Below are 17,434 nucleotides of genomic sequence, written 5' to 3' on the forward strand. Positions count from 1 at the left end.
ACCATGCTGGTCTTTCTTTTCGAACTGCTGACCAAGCTCTACAGCGGTTTCGACGTTTTCCGATACCTCACGCTGCGGGCGATCCTCGGCGTGCTCACGGCCCTGTTCTTCGCGCTGCTGGTGGGGCCGGCGATGATCCGCCGGCTCAGCCTCTACCAGATCGGCCAGCACGTGCGCAGCGACGGGCCGCAGTCGCACCTGTCCAAGGCCGGCACGCCGACCATGGGCGGGGCGTTGATCCTGGTGGCGATCGCGCTGTCGACGCTGCTGTGGGCCGACCTGCGCAACAAGTACATCTGGGTCGTGCTGCTGGTGACGCTCGCCTTCGGCGCCATCGGCTGGATGGACGACTACCGCAAGCTGGTGCTGAAGAACTCCAAGGGGCTGTCGGCGCGCGCCAAGTACGCCTGGCAATCGCTGTTCGGCCTGGCCGCGGCGGTGGTGCTGTACCTGCTGGCGAGCAACCCGACCGAGACGCAGCTGATCGTGCCGCTGTTCAAGAGCGTCAAGCTCGACCTCGGGCTGTGGTTCATCCCGCTCACCTATTTCGTGATCGTCGGTTCGAGCAACGCGGTGAACCTGACCGACGGCCTCGACGGCCTCGCGATCATGCCCACTGTGATGGTGGCGGGCGCCTTCGGCATCTTCGCCTACCTCTCCGGCAACGCGATCTTCGCCAACTACCTCGGCATCCCGCACGTGCCGGGGGTGGGCGAGGTGATCGTGTTCTGCGCCGCGATCTTCGGCGCCGGCCTCGGCTTCCTCTGGTTCAACGCCTACCCGGCGCAGGTGTTCATGGGCGACGTCGGCGCGCTGGCGCTCGGTGCCGCGCTCGGCGCGATCGCCGTGGTGGTGCGCCAGGAGATCGTGCTGGTGATCATGGGGGGCGTGTTCGTGATGGAGACCGTTTCGGTGATTCTGCAGGTCGGCTCCTACAAGCTCACCGGCCGGCGCATCTTCCGCATGGCGCCGCTGCACCACCACTTCGAACTCAAGGGCTGGCCCGAACCGCGCGTGATCGTGCGCTTCTGGATCATCACCGTGATTCTGGTGCTGATCGGGCTCGCCACGCTCAAGGTGCGTTGATGGACACGTGGCACGATCTCACCGGTCTCACGCTCGTCGTCGGACTGGGAGTATCCGGTCTGTCGGCGGTGCGCGCGCTGCGTGCGCTCGGGGCCGAGGTCGCGGTGGCCGATTCGCGCCCGCACCCGCCCGGCCTCGACACGCTCGCGCGCGAGCATCCCGAGGTGGCGGTCCACCTCGGCGGCTTCGACGCGGCGGTGTTCACGCGCGCCGCACGCCTGCTGACGAGCCCCGGCGTGGCGCTCGCCACCCCGGCGGTGCGCGCCGCGGTCGCCGCCGGCATCCCGGTGTGGGGCGACATCGAGCTGCTGGCGCGCCTCAGCACGGTGCCGGTGGCGGCGATCACCGGCTCCAACGGCAAGAGCACCGTCACCACGCTGCTCGGCGAGATGGCCGCGGCGGCCGGGCGCACGGTGGCCGTCGGCGGCAACCTCGGCACCGCGGCGCTCGATCTCTGGCGCACCACCGAGCACGCCGGGCAGCGGCCCGACCTCTACGTGCTCGAACTGTCGAGCTTCCAGCTCGAGACCACTGCCAGCCTGAACGCCGCGGCGGCGACCGTGCTCAACCTGAGCCCGGACCACATGGACCGCTACGCCTCGGTGTGGGACTACGCCGAGGCCAAGCGCCGCGTGTTCCGCGGCGGCGGGGTGATGGTGGTGAACGCCGACGACCCGCTGGTCGAGGCGATGGCCGCGAGCGACCGCGTGGTGCGGCGCTTCCGCCTGGGCGTGCCGGGGCAGGGCGAGTACGGCACGGTCGAGCGCGACGCCCGCGTGTGGCTCGCCCACGGCGACGAGCCCCTGCTCGCCGCCGACGAGTTGCGCATCGGCGGCCGGCACAACCTCGCCAACGTGCTCGCCTGCTTCGCGCTGGGCGATGCACTCGGTCTGGAGCGCGCGGCGATGACGCGGGCCGCGCGCGACTTCGCCGGGCTGGCGCACCGCACCCAGCTGGTCGTCGAAGGAGCCGGCGTGCGCTGGTTCGACGATTCCAAGGGCACCAACGTCGGTGCCACCGTCGCCGCCGTCGCCGGCCTGTCCGGCCCGCTGGTGGTGATCGCCGGCGGTGACGGCAAGGGGCAGGACTTCGCCCCGCTCGCCGCCGCGTTCGCCGGCAAGGTGCGCGCGGCGGTGCTGATCGGGCGCGACGCCGCGCTGGTCGCGCGGGCCCTGGACGGCTGCGTCGAGGTGCACCACGCCGGCTCGATGGACGCCGCGGTGGAACTCGCCGCGCGCCTCGCCCGCCCGGGCGACAGCGTGCTGCTGTCGCCGGCCTGCGCGAGCCTCGACATGTTCAAGGACTACGCCGAACGCGGCCGGGTGTTCGCCGCCGCTGCGCGGAGGGCTGCCGGATGCTGAACATCGCCGGCGTGCTCGCGCGGGTGCGCCCGCCACGCACCGAAGACAGCACCGGGCCGCTGCCGCCGCTCGACCCGTGGCTGGTGTTCCCGGCGCTCTTGCTGCTCGCGCTCGGCGTGCTGATGGTCACCTCGGCGTCGATGCCGATCGCCGACCGGCAGGCCGGCCAGCCCTTCTACTTCCTCTACCGGCAGTGCGCCTACGTGACGCTCGGCGTGGTGCTCGGCTACTTCGCCTACCACATCAACACCGAGACCTGGTACCAGCGCGGGCCGATGCTGCTGCTCGTGGTGATGGGCCTGCTGGTGCTGGTGCTGGTGCCCGGCATCGGCCGGCGCGTCAACGGCTCGTGGCGCTGGATCCCGCTCGGCATCATGAACGTGCAGGTGTCGGAGCTCGCCAAGCTGTTCGCGATCGTCTACGTCGCCGGCTACCTGCGCCGGCACGGCGCCGAGCTGCGCACCTCGATCGTCGCGATGATCCGCCCGCTGCTGGTGCTCGGCGTGCTCGCGCTGCTGCTGCTGATGGAGCCCGACTTCGGCGCCGCGATGGTGATCATCTTCGTCGCGCTCGGCATGGTGTTCCTCGGCGGCGTCAACTTCTGGCAGTTCTCGGCGATGCAGCTGCTGGTGGTGTCGGGCATGGCGGTGCTGCTGTGGTCCTCGCCGTACCGGCGCGCACGCCTGTCGAGCTTCCTCAACCCCTGGGAGGATCCGTTCAACAAGGGCTTCCAGCTCACCCAGTCGCTGATCGCGATCGGGCGCGGCGAGATGAGCGGTGTCGGCATCGGCGCCTCGGTGCAGAAGCTCTTCTACCTGCCGGAGGCCTACACCGACTTCGTCTTCGCGATCATCGCCGAGGAGCTCGGCCTGCTCGGCGTGCTCGCGCTGATCGGCCTGTACACCGTCGTCGTGGTGCGCGCCTTCCAGGTCGGCGCGCGCGCCGAGCGGGTGCGGCAGCCGTTCGCGGCCTCGCTCGCCTACGGCATCGGCCTGTGGATCGGCTTCCAGGCGCTGATCAACATGGGCGTGAACATGGGGGTGCTGCCGACCAAGGGGCTGACGCTGCCCTTCATCAGCTTCGGCGGTTCCTCGCTGGTGGTGATGTGCGTCGCCTACGCGCTGCTGCTGCGCGCCGACGTCGAGACGCGCCACGACGAGAACCCGCGCCTGCGCCGTGACCGGCTGCTGCGCAAGGTGCGTGCCCCGTGACGCGCCCGGTGGTGATCATGGCGGGCGGCACCGGCGGGCACGTGTTCCCGGCGCTGGCGGTGGCGGCCGAGCTGCGCACGCGCGGCGTGCCGGTGGTCTGGCTCGGCACCCGCGCCGGCCTGGAGGCGACGCTGGTGCCGGCGCACGGCTTCCCGATCGAGTGGCTCGGCGTCGCCGGCCTGCGCGGCAAGGGCTGGGCGCGGCGCCTGGCGGCGCCGTGGATGCTGGCGCGCGCCTGCGCGCAGGCGGTCGCGATCCTGCGCCGCCTGCGGCCGCGCCTCGCGCTCGGCATGGGCGGCTTCGCCAGCGGCCCGGGCGGGCTGATGGCGCGCCTGCTCGGCATTCCGCTCGCGGTGCACGAGCAGAACGCCATCGCCGGCCTCACCAACCGCGTGCTCGCGTGCTTCGCCGACCCGGTCTGCGAGGCCTTCCCCGGCGCCTTCCCGCCGGCGCGACGGGCGCAGCTCACCGGCAACCCGGTGCGCGCGGCGATCGCCGCGCTGCCGCCGCCGGCGGAGCGCTTCGCCGGGCGCCAGGGCCGGCCGCGGCTGCTGGTGCTCGGCGGCAGCCAGGGGGCGCTGGCGCTCAACGCCGTCGTGCCGCAGGCGCTGGCCCTGCTCGACCCCGCCGAACGCCCCGAGGTGCGCCATCAGGCGGGCGGCAAGATGCTCGAACAGGCCCGCACCGCCTATGCCACGGCGGCGGTGGAGGCGCAGCTCGAGCCCTTCATCGACGACATGGCGGGCGCCTACGGCTGGGCCGATCTGGTACTGTGCCGCGCCGGCGCGCTGACCGTGGCCGAACTCGCCGCCGCCGGGGTCGGGAGCCTGCTGGTCCCGTTCCCGCACGCGGTGGACGATCACCAGACCGCCAACGGCCGTCACCTCGAACGCGGCGGTGCGGCCTGCCTGATCGATCAGTCCGCGCTGACGGCCGCGCGCCTCGCCGCCGAACTGCGCGCGCGCCTGGCCGATCGCGCCGGCCTGCTGGCGATGGCCGAAGCCGCCCGCCGGCTGGCCCGGCCCGACGCCGCGCGCCGCGTCACCGACCTCTGTCTCACCCGTGCGCTGCCCGCCGCGGCACCGATCGCCTCACAGGATTCGACCCCATGAGCACTCTCCCGAACGGACAGCAGGCCATGCGCCGCATCCGTCGCATCCATTTCGTCGGCATCGGCGGTGCCGGCATGAGCGGCATCGCCGAGGTGCTGCTCAATCTCGGCTACCAGGTGTCGGGCTCCGACCTCGCCAGCAACCCGGTCACGCAGCGCCTCACGGCGCTGGGGGCCGCGGTCTACCAGGGGCACGCCGCCGCCCACGTCGCCGGCAAGGACGTCGTGGTGATCTCCAGCGCGGTGCAGGAGGACAACCCCGAGCTGCTCGCCGCGCGCGAGGCGCGCATCCCGGTGGTACCGCGTGCCGAGATGCTCGCCGAGCTGATGCGCTTCCGCTACGGCATCGCGGTCGCCGGCACCCACGGCAAGACCACCACCACCAGCCTGATCGCGAGCCTGCTCGCCGAAGGCGGGCTGGACCCGACCTTCGTCATCGGCGGCCGCCTCAACAGCGCCGGCGCCAATGCGCGCCTCGGTGCGGGCAAGTACCTGGTGGCCGAGGCCGACGAGTCGGACGCCTCGTTCCTGTACCTGCAGCCGATGATCTCGGTGGTCACCAACATCGACGCCGATCACCTGTCGACCTACGGCGGCGACTTCGGCCGGCTGCGCGAGACCTTCGTCGAGTTCCTGCACCACCTGCCGTTCTACGGCCTCGCCGTGCTCTGCGCCGACGACCCCGAGGTGCGCGCGGTGCTGCCGCGGGTGAGCCGTCCGGTGATCACCTACGGCACCACCGAGGACTGCGACGTGCGCGCCACCGACATCGTGCAGCGCGGCATGCAGACGCACTTCACCGCGCACCTGTCGGGCGGCGCGGTGGCGCTCAAGGTCACGCTCAACCTGCCGGGGCGCCACAGCGTGCTCAACGCCCTCGCCGCGATCGCCGTCGCGCACGAGCTGGGCGTGCCGGTGACGGCGATCCGCGAGGCGCTGATCGGTTTCCAGGGCATCGGCCGGCGCTTCCATCAGCACGGCGAGCTGCGCCTGGCCGACGGCGGCCGCGTCGAGCTGATGGACGACTACGGCCATCACCCGCGCGAGGTCGCCGCGGTGCTCGACGCGATCCGCGGCGGCTGGCCGGACCGCCGGCTGGTGCTGGCGTTCCAGCCGCACCGCTACTCGCGCACGCGCGACCTGTTCGAGGACTTCGCGCAGGTGCTGTCGGGCGTCGACGTGCTGCTGCTGACCGACGTCTACGCCGCCGGCGAGAAGCCGATCGCCGGCGCCGATGGGCGCTCGCTGGCACGGGCGATCCGCGCCCGCGGGCAGGTGGACCCGGTGTTCGTCGACCGTGCCGCGGACCTGCCGGCGGCGCTGCCGGGGGTGCTGCGTGACGGCGACCTGCTGCTGCTGATGGGGGCCGGCGACATCGGCGCCTGTGCCACCCGGCTCGGCAAGGAAGGACTGCCGCTCGCCGGCTGAGGCGGCCGGGCAACCGGTCGGATGGGGTTTCCAGGGCGCGCACCGTGCGCGGCCCGAGGGGGAGGGGAATGACGGGATTGCAGACGCGCGTGGCCGAGGCGAAGGCCTTCGGCAAGGTCGCCGTGCTCTACGGTGGCTGGTCGGCCGAGCGCGAGGTGTCATTGATGAGCGGCAACGCCGTGCTCGCGGCGCTGCGCGGGCGCGGCGTCGATGCGCACGGCATCGACGCCGGGCGCGACCTGCTCGCGGTGCTCGCCGGCGGCGGCTTCGACCGCGCCTTCATCGCGCTGCACGGGCCGTTCGGCGAGGACGGCACGCTGCAGGGTGCGCTGGAGGTGCTCGGGCTGCCCTACACCGGCAGCGGCGTGCTCGCCTCGGCGCTGTGCATGGACAAATGGCGCACCAAGCTGCTGTGGCGCGCCGCCGGGCTGCCGGTGCCCGAGTTCGAACTGCTGAGCGCGGCCAGCGACTTCGACGCGGTGGCCGGGCGGCTCGGCCTGCCGCTGTTCGTGAAGCCGTCGACCCAGGGTTCGAGCGTCGGCGTCAGCAAGGTCCGCCACGTCAGCGAACTGCGCGACGCCTGGGCGCTGGCCGCGCGCTACGACCACGTGGTGCTGGCCGAGCGGGCGATCGGCGGTGGCGAGTACACCGCGGCGATCGTCGACGGCGAGGCCCTGCCGGTGGTGAAGATCGAGCCGGCGACCGAGTTCTACGACTACGAGGCCAAGTACTTCCGCGACGACACGCAGTACCGCTGCCCCTGCGGCCTGCCGCCGGCGCGCGAGGCCGAACTGCGCGCGCTGGCGCGGAGCGCCTTCGAACTCGTCGGCGGGCGCAGCTGGGGGCGCGTCGACTTCCTGCTCGACGAGGCCGGCGCCGCGTACCTGCTCGAGGTCAATACCGCCCCGGGCATGACCGGGCACAGCCTGGTGCCGATGGCGGCGCGCGCGGCCGGAGCCGATTTCCCGGCGCTGTGCTGGCGCATCCTCGAAACCACACTGACCGAGGGCGGCGCGTGAGCGCCTGGGCGCCGGTGGAAGGAGCGGCCGTGCTGCGGCGGCGGCGCAAGCGCGGCGCGACGCCGCGCGCCGCGCGCGAGCCCGGCAGCGAGCGCCGCTGGGCCGCGGGCCTCGGCGGCAAGCTGCTGCGCCTGGTCGGGACGCTGGCGGCGCTGGCGGCGATCGGCTGGGGCGGGCTGCGCACGGCCGAATGGATGCTCTCGGAAGGCGCCTTCCCGCTGCGCCAGGTGCGCGTGGAGGGCGACCTGCGCAACCTCGACGCCGACGACGCAAAGCGCGTGGTGGAGCCCTATCTCGGCCGCAACTTCTTCATGCTGAACATGGCCGCGCTGCACGCGGCCTTCGCCGAGAATCCCTGGGTGGAGCAGGTGGCGGTGAGCCGGCGCTGGCCGGACACGCTGCTGGTGAGCTTCACCGAGCGCGTGCCCTACGCGCACTGGGGCGACGGCGAGATGCTCGACCAGAAGGGGCAGCGCTTCCGCCCCGGCACCATCCGCGAGCGTCACGACTGGCCCCGCCTGCACGGGCCGAACGGCCACGAGGCGCTGCTGATGCGCATCTACGCCGACACCCGTCGGGCGCTGGCGCCGCTCGGGCTCAAGGTCGTGCGCGTGTACGAGGACGCCCGCGCGGCATGGACGGTGGTGCTCGACAACGGCATCGAACTCAGCCTGGGGCGCGAGCAGTTCGACACGCGCCTGCAGCGTTTCATCGAAATCTACCCGAAGGTACTGGCAGCGCAGGCCGAGCGCGTCGCCGCGGTGGACTTGCGCTACGTCAACGGTTTCGCCGTGCGCTGGCGCCCCGCGCCGGCCGATGCGCCGCCGCCGCGCCCGGCGCCGGCCGATCCGGTCGCCGCTACGCAGCGCACCGGCGATCCCAGCGCCACCGGGTTACGAATCGCCGGTTGACGGCAGCAAGCAAGCGAGTACGCATGTCACGCAAACACGAAAAACGCATGGTCGTCGGCCTCGACATCGGCACCTCCAAGGTGGTGGCGATGGTCGGTGAGACCGGCCCCGACGGGCGCATCGAGGTCATCGGCGTCGGCACCCATCCGTCGCGGGGGCTGAAGAAGGGCGTGGTGGTCAACATCGAGTCCACCGTGCAGTCGATCCAGCGCGCGGTCGAGGAGGCCGAGCGCATGTCGGGCTGCTCGATCCACTCGGTGCACACCGGCATCGCCGGCAGCCACATCCGCAGCCAGAACTCCTACGGCATCGTGCCGATCCGCGAGAAGGAAGTGACCCAGGCCGACGTCGACCGCGTGATCGAGGCCGCCGGCGCGGTCGCGATCCCCACCGACCAGAAGGTGCTGCACATCCTGCCGCAGGAGTTCCTGATCGATCACCAGGAGGGCATCCGCGAGCCGATCGGCATGTCGGGGGTGCGCCTGGAAGCCAAGGTGCACATGGTCACCGGCGCGGTCAGCGCCGCGCAGAACATCGTCAAGTGCGTCGAGCGCTGCAGCCTCGAGGTCGACGACATCATCCTGCAGCCGCTCGCCTCGGCGCGGGCGGTGCTGACCGAGGACGAGAAGGAGCTCGGCGTGTGCCTGGTCGACATCGGCGGCGGCACCACCGACATCGCGGTGTTCGTCAACGGTGCCATCCAGCACTCGGCGGTGATCCCGATCGCCGGCGACCAGGTCACCAACGACATCGCCGTGGCCTTCCGCACCCCCACGCAGTACGCGGAGGACATCAAGACGAGCCACGCCTGCTGCCTGACGGCGCTCGCCAGCGCCGACGAGATCATCGAGGTGCCGAGCGTGGGCGAGCGCGCCCCCCGGCAACTGTCGCGGCAGACCCTCGCCGAGGTCGTGGAGCCGCGTTACGAGGAACTGTTCGGGCTGGTGCAGGCGGAACTCCGCCGCAGCGGCTTCGAGGACATGATCGCCGCCGGCATCGTCCTGACCGGCGGCAGTTCACGCATCCGCGGCGCGGTGGAACTGGCCGAGGAGGTGTTCCACATGCCGGTGCGCCAGGGCGTGCCGCTGTACGTGACGGGGCAGCCCGAGATCATCGGCAACCCCGTGTACGCGACGGCGGTGGGCCTGCTGCTGGTCGGCGGTGAAACCCGGATGCAGGGTCGGGGCAGTCCCACGGTGCGCGAGCGGCAGGGCCTGCTCGCGCGGATGAAAAACTGGTTCCAGGGCAATTTCTGAGTTCCGTGGCCGCGCCGCGTGGCCGGCGCGCCAGCACTCGCGAGGAGTACAACAACCATGTTCGAGATCATGGATTCCAGCAGCCAACAAGACGCGATCATCAAGGTCATCGGTATCGGTGGCGGTGGCGGCAACGCCGTGCAGCACATGGTGACGGCCCACGCGATCGAGGGTGTGGACTTCATCTGCGCCAACACCGATGCGCAGGCGCTACGGGCGTACACGTCGATGCACGCGCTGCAGCTCGGCGGCGGCATCACCAAGGGGCTGGGCGCGGGCGCCAACCCCGAGGTCGGCAAGAAGGCCGCGATGGAGGACCGCGAGCGCATCCGCGAGGTGCTCGACGGCGCCGACATGGTGTTCATCACCGCCGGCATGGGCGGTGGCACCGGCACCGGCGGGGCGCCGATCGTGGCGCAGGTGGCGCGCGAACTGGGCATCCTCACCGTGGCGGTGGTCACCAAACCGTTCTCGTTCGAAGGCAAGAAGCGCATGGACATCGCGGTCCAGGGCATCAAGGAGCTCTCCGACGAGGTCGATTCGCTGATCACGATCCCGAACGAGAAGCTGCTGCCGGTGCTCGGCAAGGGCGCGACGCTGCTCGATGCGTTCCGGGCGGCGAACGACGTGCTCGCCGGCGCGGTGCAGGGCATCGCCGAGCTGATCACCCGCCCCGGCCTGATCAACGTCGACTTCGCCGACGTGCGCACGGTGATGTCGGAGATGGGCGTGGCGATGATGGGCACCGGCCGCGCCACCGGCAACGGCCGCGCGCGCGAGGCCGCCGAGGCGGCGATCGCGAGCCCGCTGCTGGAGAACATCGACCTCGCCGGGGCCAAGGGCCTGCTGGTCAACATCACCGCCGGTGTCGACCTGACCATCGGGGAGTTCCACGAGGTCGGCGACATCGTGCGCGAGCTCGCCGCGGACGATGCCACCGTGGTGGTCGGCACGGTGATCGATCCCGACATGAGCAACGAGCTGCGCGTGACCATCGTGGCGACCGGCATCGGCCAGCGCGCCCCCGGCGAGATGCCGGCGCACGTCCCCGCCGCCGCGCCGGCGGTGCGCGTGGTGCAGACCCGTCAGCACGCCACCGAGCGCGAGGCGCGGGTCGAGCGCACGGCCCCCGCCGCTGCCAAGGCCACCAAGCCGGCCACCGACCTGTTCGATCGCAACGAGGCCGATCTCGAGTATCTCGACATTCCCGCCTTCCTCCGCCGCCAGGCGGATTGACGCCACGGCCGGCACATCGCTGCCGGCCACCGCGATGCCGCAACGCTGTTGTATTGACGCAAATCAATGTTGCAATGTTGCGTTGCGGCGATGCAAAATGCCGCCATGTGCCGCCGAGGGGCTGTATCGGCTCCCGGCGGCTTTGAGTAGCTCGACCATCGGTCGACCGGACGGTATCGGTTCCGGACGTCTCCGAGGTGGTCGCCAGGCGCGGTGGGGGTAGGCATGATCAAGCAACGCACGCTGAAGAACGTGATCCGCGCAACCGGCGTGGGTCTGCACACGGGAGAGAAGGTCTATCTCACCTTGCGTCCCGCCGCGGCGGACACCGGCATCGTTTTCCGTCGCGTCGATCTGACGCCGCCGGTCGAGATCCGTGCGGCGCCGCAGCATGTCGGCGAGACGCAGTTGTCCACCACGCTGGCCCGCGGTGACGTGCGCATCTCGACGATCGAGCACCTGCTGTCGGCCTTCGCCGGCCTCGGCATCGACAACGCCTACGTCGACGTCAGCGCCCCGGAAGTGCCGATCATGGACGGCAGCGCCGGTCCGTTCGTGTTCCTGATCCAGTCCGCCGGCATCGAGGTGCAGAACGCGCCGAAGCGCTTCATCCGCATCAAGCGGACGATCCAGGTCGAGGACGGCGACAAGTGGGCGCGCTTCGAGCCGTTCGACGGCTTCAAGGTGGGCTTCACGATCGATTTCGACCACCCGGTGTTCCGCAACCGCTCGCAGAGCGCCGAGGTCGACTTCTCGACGACCTCGTTCGTCAAGGAAGTCAGCCGTGCGCGCACCTTCGGCTTCATGCACGAGATCGAGTACCTGCGCGAGCGCAAGCTGGCGCTGGGCGGCAGCCTCGATAACGCGGTGGTGGTGGACGAGTACCGCGTGCTGAACGAGGACGGCCTGCGCTACGAGGACGAGTTCGTCAAGCACAAGATCCTCGACGCGATCGGCGACCTCTACCTGCTCGGGCGCAGCCTGATCGGCACCTTCCGCGGCTACAAGTCCGGGCATGCGCTGAACAACTGCCTGCTGCGTGCGCTGCTCGCCGACCGCTCGGCGTGGGAGGAGGTGACCTTCACCGACGAGCACCAGGCGCCGATCTCCTTCCTGCAGCCGGCGCAGGTCGCCCGCTGACGGCAACGTCTCGCCCGCTTCGAAACTGCGGGGGCACGGCGCGCGAGCGTCGTGCCCCCGCTGCGTTTCGGGGTTGCCGCCGCGCCGGGGGCGCTGCGATTCGGCGGGAGCTTTCGGGTATCATGCGCCGTTTCCGGCGCGGATGACGCGAGCCAAAGGCTTCAACCTCATGAACCTGATGAAACTGATCTTCGGCAGCCGCAACGATCGCGTGATCAAGGGCATGCGCAAGCAGGTCGCCCGTATCAGCGCGCTCGAACCGAGTCTCGAGAAGCTCACGGATGCCGAACTCAGGGCCAGAACCGACGATTTCAGGACGCGCCTCGCAGCCGGTGCCAGCCTCGACAGCCTGCTGCCCGAGGCCTTCGCGGTGGTGCGCGAAGCGGCCAAGCGCGTCCTCGGCCTGCGCCCGTTCGACGTCCAGTGTATCGGCGGCATCGTGCTGCACCAGGGCAAGATCGCCGAGATGCGCACCGGCGAGGGCAAGACCCTGATGGCCACGCTGCCGGCCTATCTCAACGCGCTGTCGGGGCAGGGCGTGCACGTCGTCACCGTCAACGATTACCTGGCGCGCCGCGACGCCACCCAGATGGGCCGGCTGTTCGGCTTCCTCGGCCTGAGCACCGGCTGCGTGGTTCCGGGCATGGATGCCGAGGCCAAGCGCGCCGCCTACGCGACCGACATCACCTACGGCACCAACAACGAGTTCGGCTTCGACTACCTGCGCGACAACATGGCCTTCAGCCTGGAGCAGAAGGTCCAGCGCGAGCCGCACTTCGCGATCGTCGACGAGGTCGACTCGATCCTCATCGACGAGGCGCGCACGCCGCTGATCATCTCCGGGCCGGCCGAGGAGAGCTCGGAACTCTATCGCCGCATCGACGCGCTGGTGCCGCGACTGGTCCGCCAGCAGCAGGAGGACGGCCCGGGCGACTTCTCGGTCGACGAGAAGATGAAGCAGGTCTTCCTGACCGAGCAGGGCCACGAGACGGTCGAGCGCATGCTGGTCGAGGCGGGGCTGCTGCGCGAGGGCGAAAGCCTCTACGACGCGGTCAACCTGACGCTGTTCCATCACCTGAACGCCTGCCTGCGCGCGCACCAGCTCTACCAGCGCGACGTCGACTACATCGTGCGTGGCGGCCAGGTGGTGATCGTCGACGAATTCACCGGGCGCACGCTCGCCGGCCGGCGCTGGTCCGACGGCCTGCACCAGGCGGTCGAGGCCAAGGAGCGCGTCGAGATCCAGGCGGAGAACCAGACCCTCGCCTCGATCACCTTCCAGAACCTGTTCCGCCTCTACAAGAAGCTCGCCGGCATGACCGGCACCGCCGACACCGAGGCCTTCGAGTTCCAGCAGATCTACGGCCTCGAGGTCGTCGTCGTGCCCACGCACCGGCCGATGATCCGCAAGGACATGGGCGATCTGGTGTTCCTCACCCAGCCCGAGAAGTACCAGGCGGTGATCGCCGACATCAAGGACTGCCACGGCCGCGGCCAGCCGGTGCTGGTCGGCACCACCTCGATCGAGGTCTCGGAGCTGATCTCCGGGCTGCTGCAGCAGGACGGCGTGCCCCACGAGGTGCTGAACGCCAAGCAGCACGAGCGCGAGGCCGAGATCGTCGCCCAGGCCGGCCGGCCGGGGGCGGTCACCATCGCCACCAACATGGCCGGCCGCGGCACCGACATCGTGCTCGGCGGCAACCTCGCCGCGGAACTCGATGCGCTCGGCGCCGAGGCCGACGCCGCGCAGCGCCAGGCGGTGCGTGATGCCTGGCAGCAGCGCCACGAGCAGGTGGTCGGCGCCGGTGGTTTGCACATCGTCGGTACCGAGCGCCACGAGTCGCGGCGCATCGACAACCAGCTGCGCGGCCGTTCCGGGCGCCAGGGCGACCCGGGCTCGTCGCGTTTCTACCTGTCGCTGCAGGACAACCTGATGCGCATCTTCGCCTCCGAGCGCGTCTCGGGGCTGATGCAGAAGCTCGGCATGAAGGAGGGCGAGGCGATCGAGCACCCCTGGGTGTCGCGCGCGATCGAGAACGCCCAGCGCAAGGTCGAAGCGCACAACTTCGACATCCGCAAGCACCTGCTCGAGTTCGACGACGTCGCCAACGACCAGCGCCGCGTCGTCTACAGCCAGCGCAACGAGGTGCTCGCCGCCGCCGACGTCGGCGATACCGTGGCGTCGATGCGCCATACGGTCATCGATCGCGTGTTCGCCACCCACATCCCGCCGGAATCGCTGGAGGAGCAGTGGGACGTGCCGGCGCTGGAGGCGGCGCTGGCGCAGGATTTCGGGCTGGTGCTCGACATCCGCGGCTGGCTCGACGGCGATACCGCCCTCAACGCCGACGCGCTGCGCACGCGCGTGCTCGAAGCCGCCGACGCCACCTTCGCCGCGAAGGAAGACCTGGTCGGCGCCGAGTGGATGCGCCAGTTCGAGAAGAGCGTGCTGCTGCAGGTGCTCGACAACCACTGGAAGGAGCACCTCGCGGCGATGGACTACCTGCGCCAGGGCATCCACCTGCGCGGTTACGCGCAGAAGAACCCGAAGCAGGAATACAAGCGCGAGGCGTTCGAGATGTTCGAGGCGATGCTCGAACGCATCCAGCACGACGTCGTGGGCTTCCTGTCGCGGGTGCAGTTCCAGCAGCAGGAACCGCCGCCGGCCCTGCCCGAGCGCCATGAGGCGCCCGAGCGACTGCACTACGAGCACGCCGAGGTGTCGGCGCTCGGCGGCGATGACGACGCGGCCGCGGCTGCGGCCGCCGAACAGGCCGAGCAGGCGGCGCACACGCCCTTCGTGCGCGAGGTGCCGAAGGTCGGCCGCAACGAGCCCTGCCCGTGCGGTTCGGGCAAGAAGTACAAGCATTGCCACGGCCAGCTGAGCTGAGCACCGCGGCCTCGCCCGTGCCGCCCGGCGGCGCGCGGCGCGCCTGCCCACCGTTTCCCGAGGCGTCCTTCCGGAGGTCGATGCCAACATGCCGGTCCATCTGAGTCCGCCCGCACCGGGCAGTTTGAAGCCGGTCGCCGGCGTGCGGCTCGGCGTCGCCGAGGCCCACGTCCGCAAGCCCAACCGCAAGGACCTGCTGGTGGTGGAGCTGCCCGCCGGTGCGCGCGTGGCCGGCGTGTTCACGCAGAACCGCTTCTGCGCCGCGCCGGTGCAGGTGTGCCGCGAGCGCCTCGGTGCCGGCACGCCGATCCGCGCGCTGGTGGTGAACACCGGCAACGCCAATGCCGGCACCGGGGAGGATGGCCTCGCGCGCGCGCGCGCCGTGTGCACCGCGCTGGCCGAGCGGCTGGGCTGCGCGCCCGAGCAGGTGCTGCCGTTCTCGACCGGCGTGATCATGGAGCCGCTGCCGGTCGAGCGCATCGTCGCCGGGCTGCCCACCTGCATCGCCGCGCTGCGCGAGGACGCCTGGGGCGTGGCGGCCGAGGCGATCATGACCACCGACACGGTGCCCAAGGGCACCAGCCGCCAGGTCGAGGTCGACGGGCGCCGCTTCACCGTGACCGGCATCGCCAAGGGCTCGGGGATGATCCACCCGAACATGGCGACGATGCTCGGCTTCGTCGCCACCGATGCGCCGGTGGCGCAGCCGCTGCTGCAGCGCCTGCTGAAGGCGGTCACCGATGACTCCTTCAACCGCGTCACCGTCGACGGCGACACCTCGACCAACGACTCCTTCATCCTGGTCGCCACCGGCGCGGCGGGGGGCGACGAACTCGTCGACGCCGACGCGCCCGCCGCGGTCGCGTTGCAGCGGGCCTTGCGGGAGGTCGCGGTCGAACTCGCGCAGGCGCTCGCCCGCGACGGCGAGGGTGCCACCAAGTTCATCACCATCGAGGTCAGCGGCGGGCGCGACCGCGCCGAGTGCGTGCGCGTCGGCAAGGCCATCGCCCACTCACCGCTGGTGAAGACGGCCTTCTTCGCCTCCGACCCCAACCTCGGCCGCCTGCTCGCGGCGATCGGCTACGCCGGCATCGACGACCTCGACGTCGGCACCGTGCGGCTGTGGCTGGGCGAGGTCCTCGTGTCGGCGTTCGGCGGCCCCGCGGCCGGCTATGTCGAGGCCGACGCCGCGCGGGTGATGCGTGAGGCGGAGATCACCGTGCGCGTCGACCTCGGCCGCGGTACGGCCACGGACACGGTCTGGACCTGCGACTTCTCCTACGACTACGTGAAGATCAACGCCGAGTACCGCTCGTGACGCGGGCCTCGGTGCGACGCTGAGGACGCGCGCATGCGGGTGGTGCACGTCGTCGCCGCGGCCCTGATCGACGCCGAAGGGCGCGTGCTGGTGGCACGCCGCCCCGAGGATGTGCACCAGGGCGGCCTGTGGGAGTTCCCGGGCGGCAAGGTCGAACCCGGCGAACGGGCCGAGGAGGCGCTCGCGCGCGAACTCGACGAGGAGCTCGGCGTGCGCCCGCTCGCCGCGCGTCCGCTGATCCGCGTGCATCACGCCTACCCCGACAAGGCCGTGTGCCTCGACGTGTGGCGCGTCACGCGCTGGGACGGCGAGGCGCACGGCCGCGAGGGGCAGCCGCTCGCCTGGTGGGCGCCGGCCGACTGCGATCCGGCGCGGTTCCCGGCCGCCGACGGGCCGATCATCACCGCGCTGCGCCTGCCGGCGACCTACCTGATCACCCCCGAGCCGGGCGACGACCGGGCGGCCTTCCTCGACACCGTCGAGGCGGCGCTGCAGCGCGGCGTGCGCCTGCTGCAGCTGCGTGCGAAGACACTCGCCCCCGCGGCCCTCGCCGAGCTCCACGGCCGGGTGCAGGCGCTCGCCCATCGCTTCGAGGCACACGTGCTGCTCAACGCCGAGCCGGCGCTCGCCGCCGCCATCGGCGCCGACGGCGTGCACCTGAGCACCGCCGCGCTGCGCGCGCTCGACCGGCGCCCGCCCGCGCGGCACTGGGTCGCCGCCTCGTGCCACGACGCCGACGAGCTCGCCCACGCCGCGCGCATCGGGGTCGACTTCGCCGTGCTCGGGCCGGTGGCGGCGACGGCCACGCACCCGGGCGCGCCGGTGCTCGGCTGGCAGCGCTTCGCCGCACTGGCCGGGGCCGCCGCGCTGCCGGTGTTCGCGCTCGGCGGCCTCGCCCCGGCCGACCTCGACGCTGCCTGGCGGCACGGCGCGCAGGGCGTGGCGGCGATCCGCGGCCTGTGGAGCGCCCCGAACGCCCGCGCATGACGCGCGCGGCCGGCGCGCTGTTCGCCCTCGCCCTGCTGCTCGGCATCGCCATCGGCGTGTTCGCGCCGCGCTGGCGGGCGTGGCTCGATGGTGGCGCCGGGCCGCTCACGGTGCTCACCCCCGATCCCGCCTGCCGTCCGCTGGGGGCGTCGTGCTCGGCCGCCGGCCACGACCTCGGCATCACGGTCCGGCTCGGGCAGACGGTGCGTCCGCTGGTCGCCTTTCCGGTGGAGGTTCGCCTGTCGGGCCCGGCGGCAGCCGCGGTGCGTGGCGTCGAGGCGCACTTCGTGATGGTCGACATGGACATGGGGCTGATGCGCTTCGCGCTCGCGCCGCAGCCCGACGGCAGCTGGCACGGCCAGGCGCTGCTGCCGGTGTGCAGCAACGGGCGCAGCGACTGGCAGCTGCGCCTGCGCGTGCAGACCGCCGGGACGCGTTACGAGGCGGGTTTCCCGTTCCAGGCCGAACGCTGAGCGCGCG

General features: G+C 71.5%; 14 protein-coding genes. All 14 read left to right on the forward strand.

What is annotated here, in order from left to right; all coding sequences use genetic code 11:
* Positions 1–3 precede the first annotated feature (3 nt).
* The 14 genes from mraY to EV699_RS15000 all read left to right on the forward strand — a co-directional run bounded on the left by mraY (position 4) and on the right by EV699_RS15000 (position 17,427).
* A complete protein-coding gene (mraY, locus tag EV699_RS14935) occupies positions 4–1,086 on the forward strand; it encodes a phospho-N-acetylmuramoyl-pentapeptide-transferase (protein WP_132544183.1) in 1,083 nt (360 codons plus the stop codon).
* Entirely contained in the window at positions 1,086–2,447 is a 1,362-nt protein-coding gene (gene murD, locus EV699_RS14940; RefSeq protein WP_132544185.1) for a UDP-N-acetylmuramoyl-L-alanine--D-glutamate ligase, read from the forward strand. Before mraY ends, murD begins: the two co-directional genes overlap by 1 nt.
* Positions 2,441–3,658 carry a putative lipid II flippase FtsW gene (gene ftsW / locus EV699_RS14945; RefSeq protein ID WP_132544187.1) on the forward strand — a complete coding sequence of 406 codons (1,218 nt, stop codon included), beginning with the start codon at positions 2,441–2,443 and terminating at the stop codon, positions 3,656–3,658. Before murD ends, ftsW begins: the two co-directional genes overlap by 7 nt.
* Positions 3,655–4,770, forward strand: coding sequence for an undecaprenyldiphospho-muramoylpentapeptide beta-N-acetylglucosaminyltransferase (gene murG, locus EV699_RS14950; RefSeq protein WP_243662691.1), 1,116 nt, complete (start codon positions 3,655–3,657; stop codon positions 4,768–4,770). Before ftsW ends, murG begins: the two co-directional genes overlap by 4 nt.
* Positions 4,767–6,197, forward strand: a complete 1,431-nt coding sequence (murC, locus tag EV699_RS14955) for a UDP-N-acetylmuramate--L-alanine ligase (RefSeq protein WP_132544189.1) — start codon at positions 4,767–4,769, stop codon at positions 6,195–6,197. The genes murG and murC overlap by 4 nt, the downstream gene beginning before the upstream one ends.
* Positions 6,198–6,265: 68 nt before the next feature.
* Positions 6,266–7,216 (forward strand): D-alanine--D-alanine ligase, encoded by a 951-nt coding sequence (locus EV699_RS14960; RefSeq protein ID WP_132544191.1) that lies wholly within the window; start codon positions 6,266–6,268, stop codon positions 7,214–7,216.
* Positions 7,213–8,127: a cell division protein FtsQ/DivIB gene (locus tag EV699_RS14965; RefSeq protein WP_132544193.1), complete on the forward strand. Its 915-nt coding sequence runs from the start codon at positions 7,213–7,215 to the stop codon at positions 8,125–8,127. The genes EV699_RS14960 and EV699_RS14965 overlap by 4 nt, the downstream gene beginning before the upstream one ends.
* A gap of 23 nt (positions 8,128–8,150) precedes the next feature.
* Positions 8,151–9,383, forward strand: a complete 1,233-nt coding sequence (gene ftsA / locus EV699_RS14970; RefSeq protein ID WP_132544195.1) for a cell division protein FtsA — start codon at positions 8,151–8,153, stop codon at positions 9,381–9,383.
* Between the two features lie 57 nt (positions 9,384–9,440).
* Complete coding sequence (ftsZ, locus tag EV699_RS14975) at positions 9,441–10,619, forward strand: cell division protein FtsZ (protein ID WP_132544197.1); 1,179 nt, start codon at positions 9,441–9,443, stop codon at positions 10,617–10,619.
* A 225-nt stretch (positions 10,620–10,844) separates the two neighbouring features.
* Positions 10,845–11,759, forward strand: a complete 915-nt coding sequence (lpxC, locus tag EV699_RS14980; protein WP_132544199.1) for a UDP-3-O-acyl-N-acetylglucosamine deacetylase — start codon at positions 10,845–10,847, stop codon at positions 11,757–11,759.
* 169 nt (positions 11,760–11,928) lie between these two features.
* On the forward strand, positions 11,929–14,649 hold the full coding sequence (secA, locus tag EV699_RS14985; RefSeq protein WP_243662692.1) for a preprotein translocase subunit SecA: 2,721 nt from the start codon (positions 11,929–11,931) through the stop codon (positions 14,647–14,649).
* 88 nt (positions 14,650–14,737) lie between these two features.
* A complete protein-coding gene (argJ, locus tag EV699_RS14990) occupies positions 14,738–15,967 on the forward strand; it encodes a bifunctional glutamate N-acetyltransferase/amino-acid acetyltransferase ArgJ (protein ID WP_132544203.1) in 1,230 nt (409 codons plus the stop codon).
* Between the two features lie 33 nt (positions 15,968–16,000).
* A complete protein-coding gene (locus EV699_RS14995; RefSeq protein ID WP_132544205.1) occupies positions 16,001–16,954 on the forward strand; it encodes a Nudix family hydrolase in 954 nt (317 codons plus the stop codon).
* The gene (locus tag EV699_RS15000; RefSeq protein ID WP_132544207.1) at positions 16,951–17,427 is read left to right on the forward strand and encodes a hypothetical protein; all 477 of its coding nucleotides are present in this window, start codon (positions 16,951–16,953) and stop codon (positions 17,425–17,427) included. Before EV699_RS14995 ends, EV699_RS15000 begins: the two co-directional genes overlap by 4 nt.
* The last annotated feature ends 7 nt before the right edge of the window (positions 17,428–17,434 follow it).

Origin of the sequence: Plasticicumulans lactativorans, from assembly GCF_004341245.1 — a bacterium.
Classification (GTDB): domain Bacteria; phylum Pseudomonadota; class Gammaproteobacteria; order Competibacterales; family Competibacteraceae; genus Plasticicumulans_A; species Plasticicumulans_A lactativorans.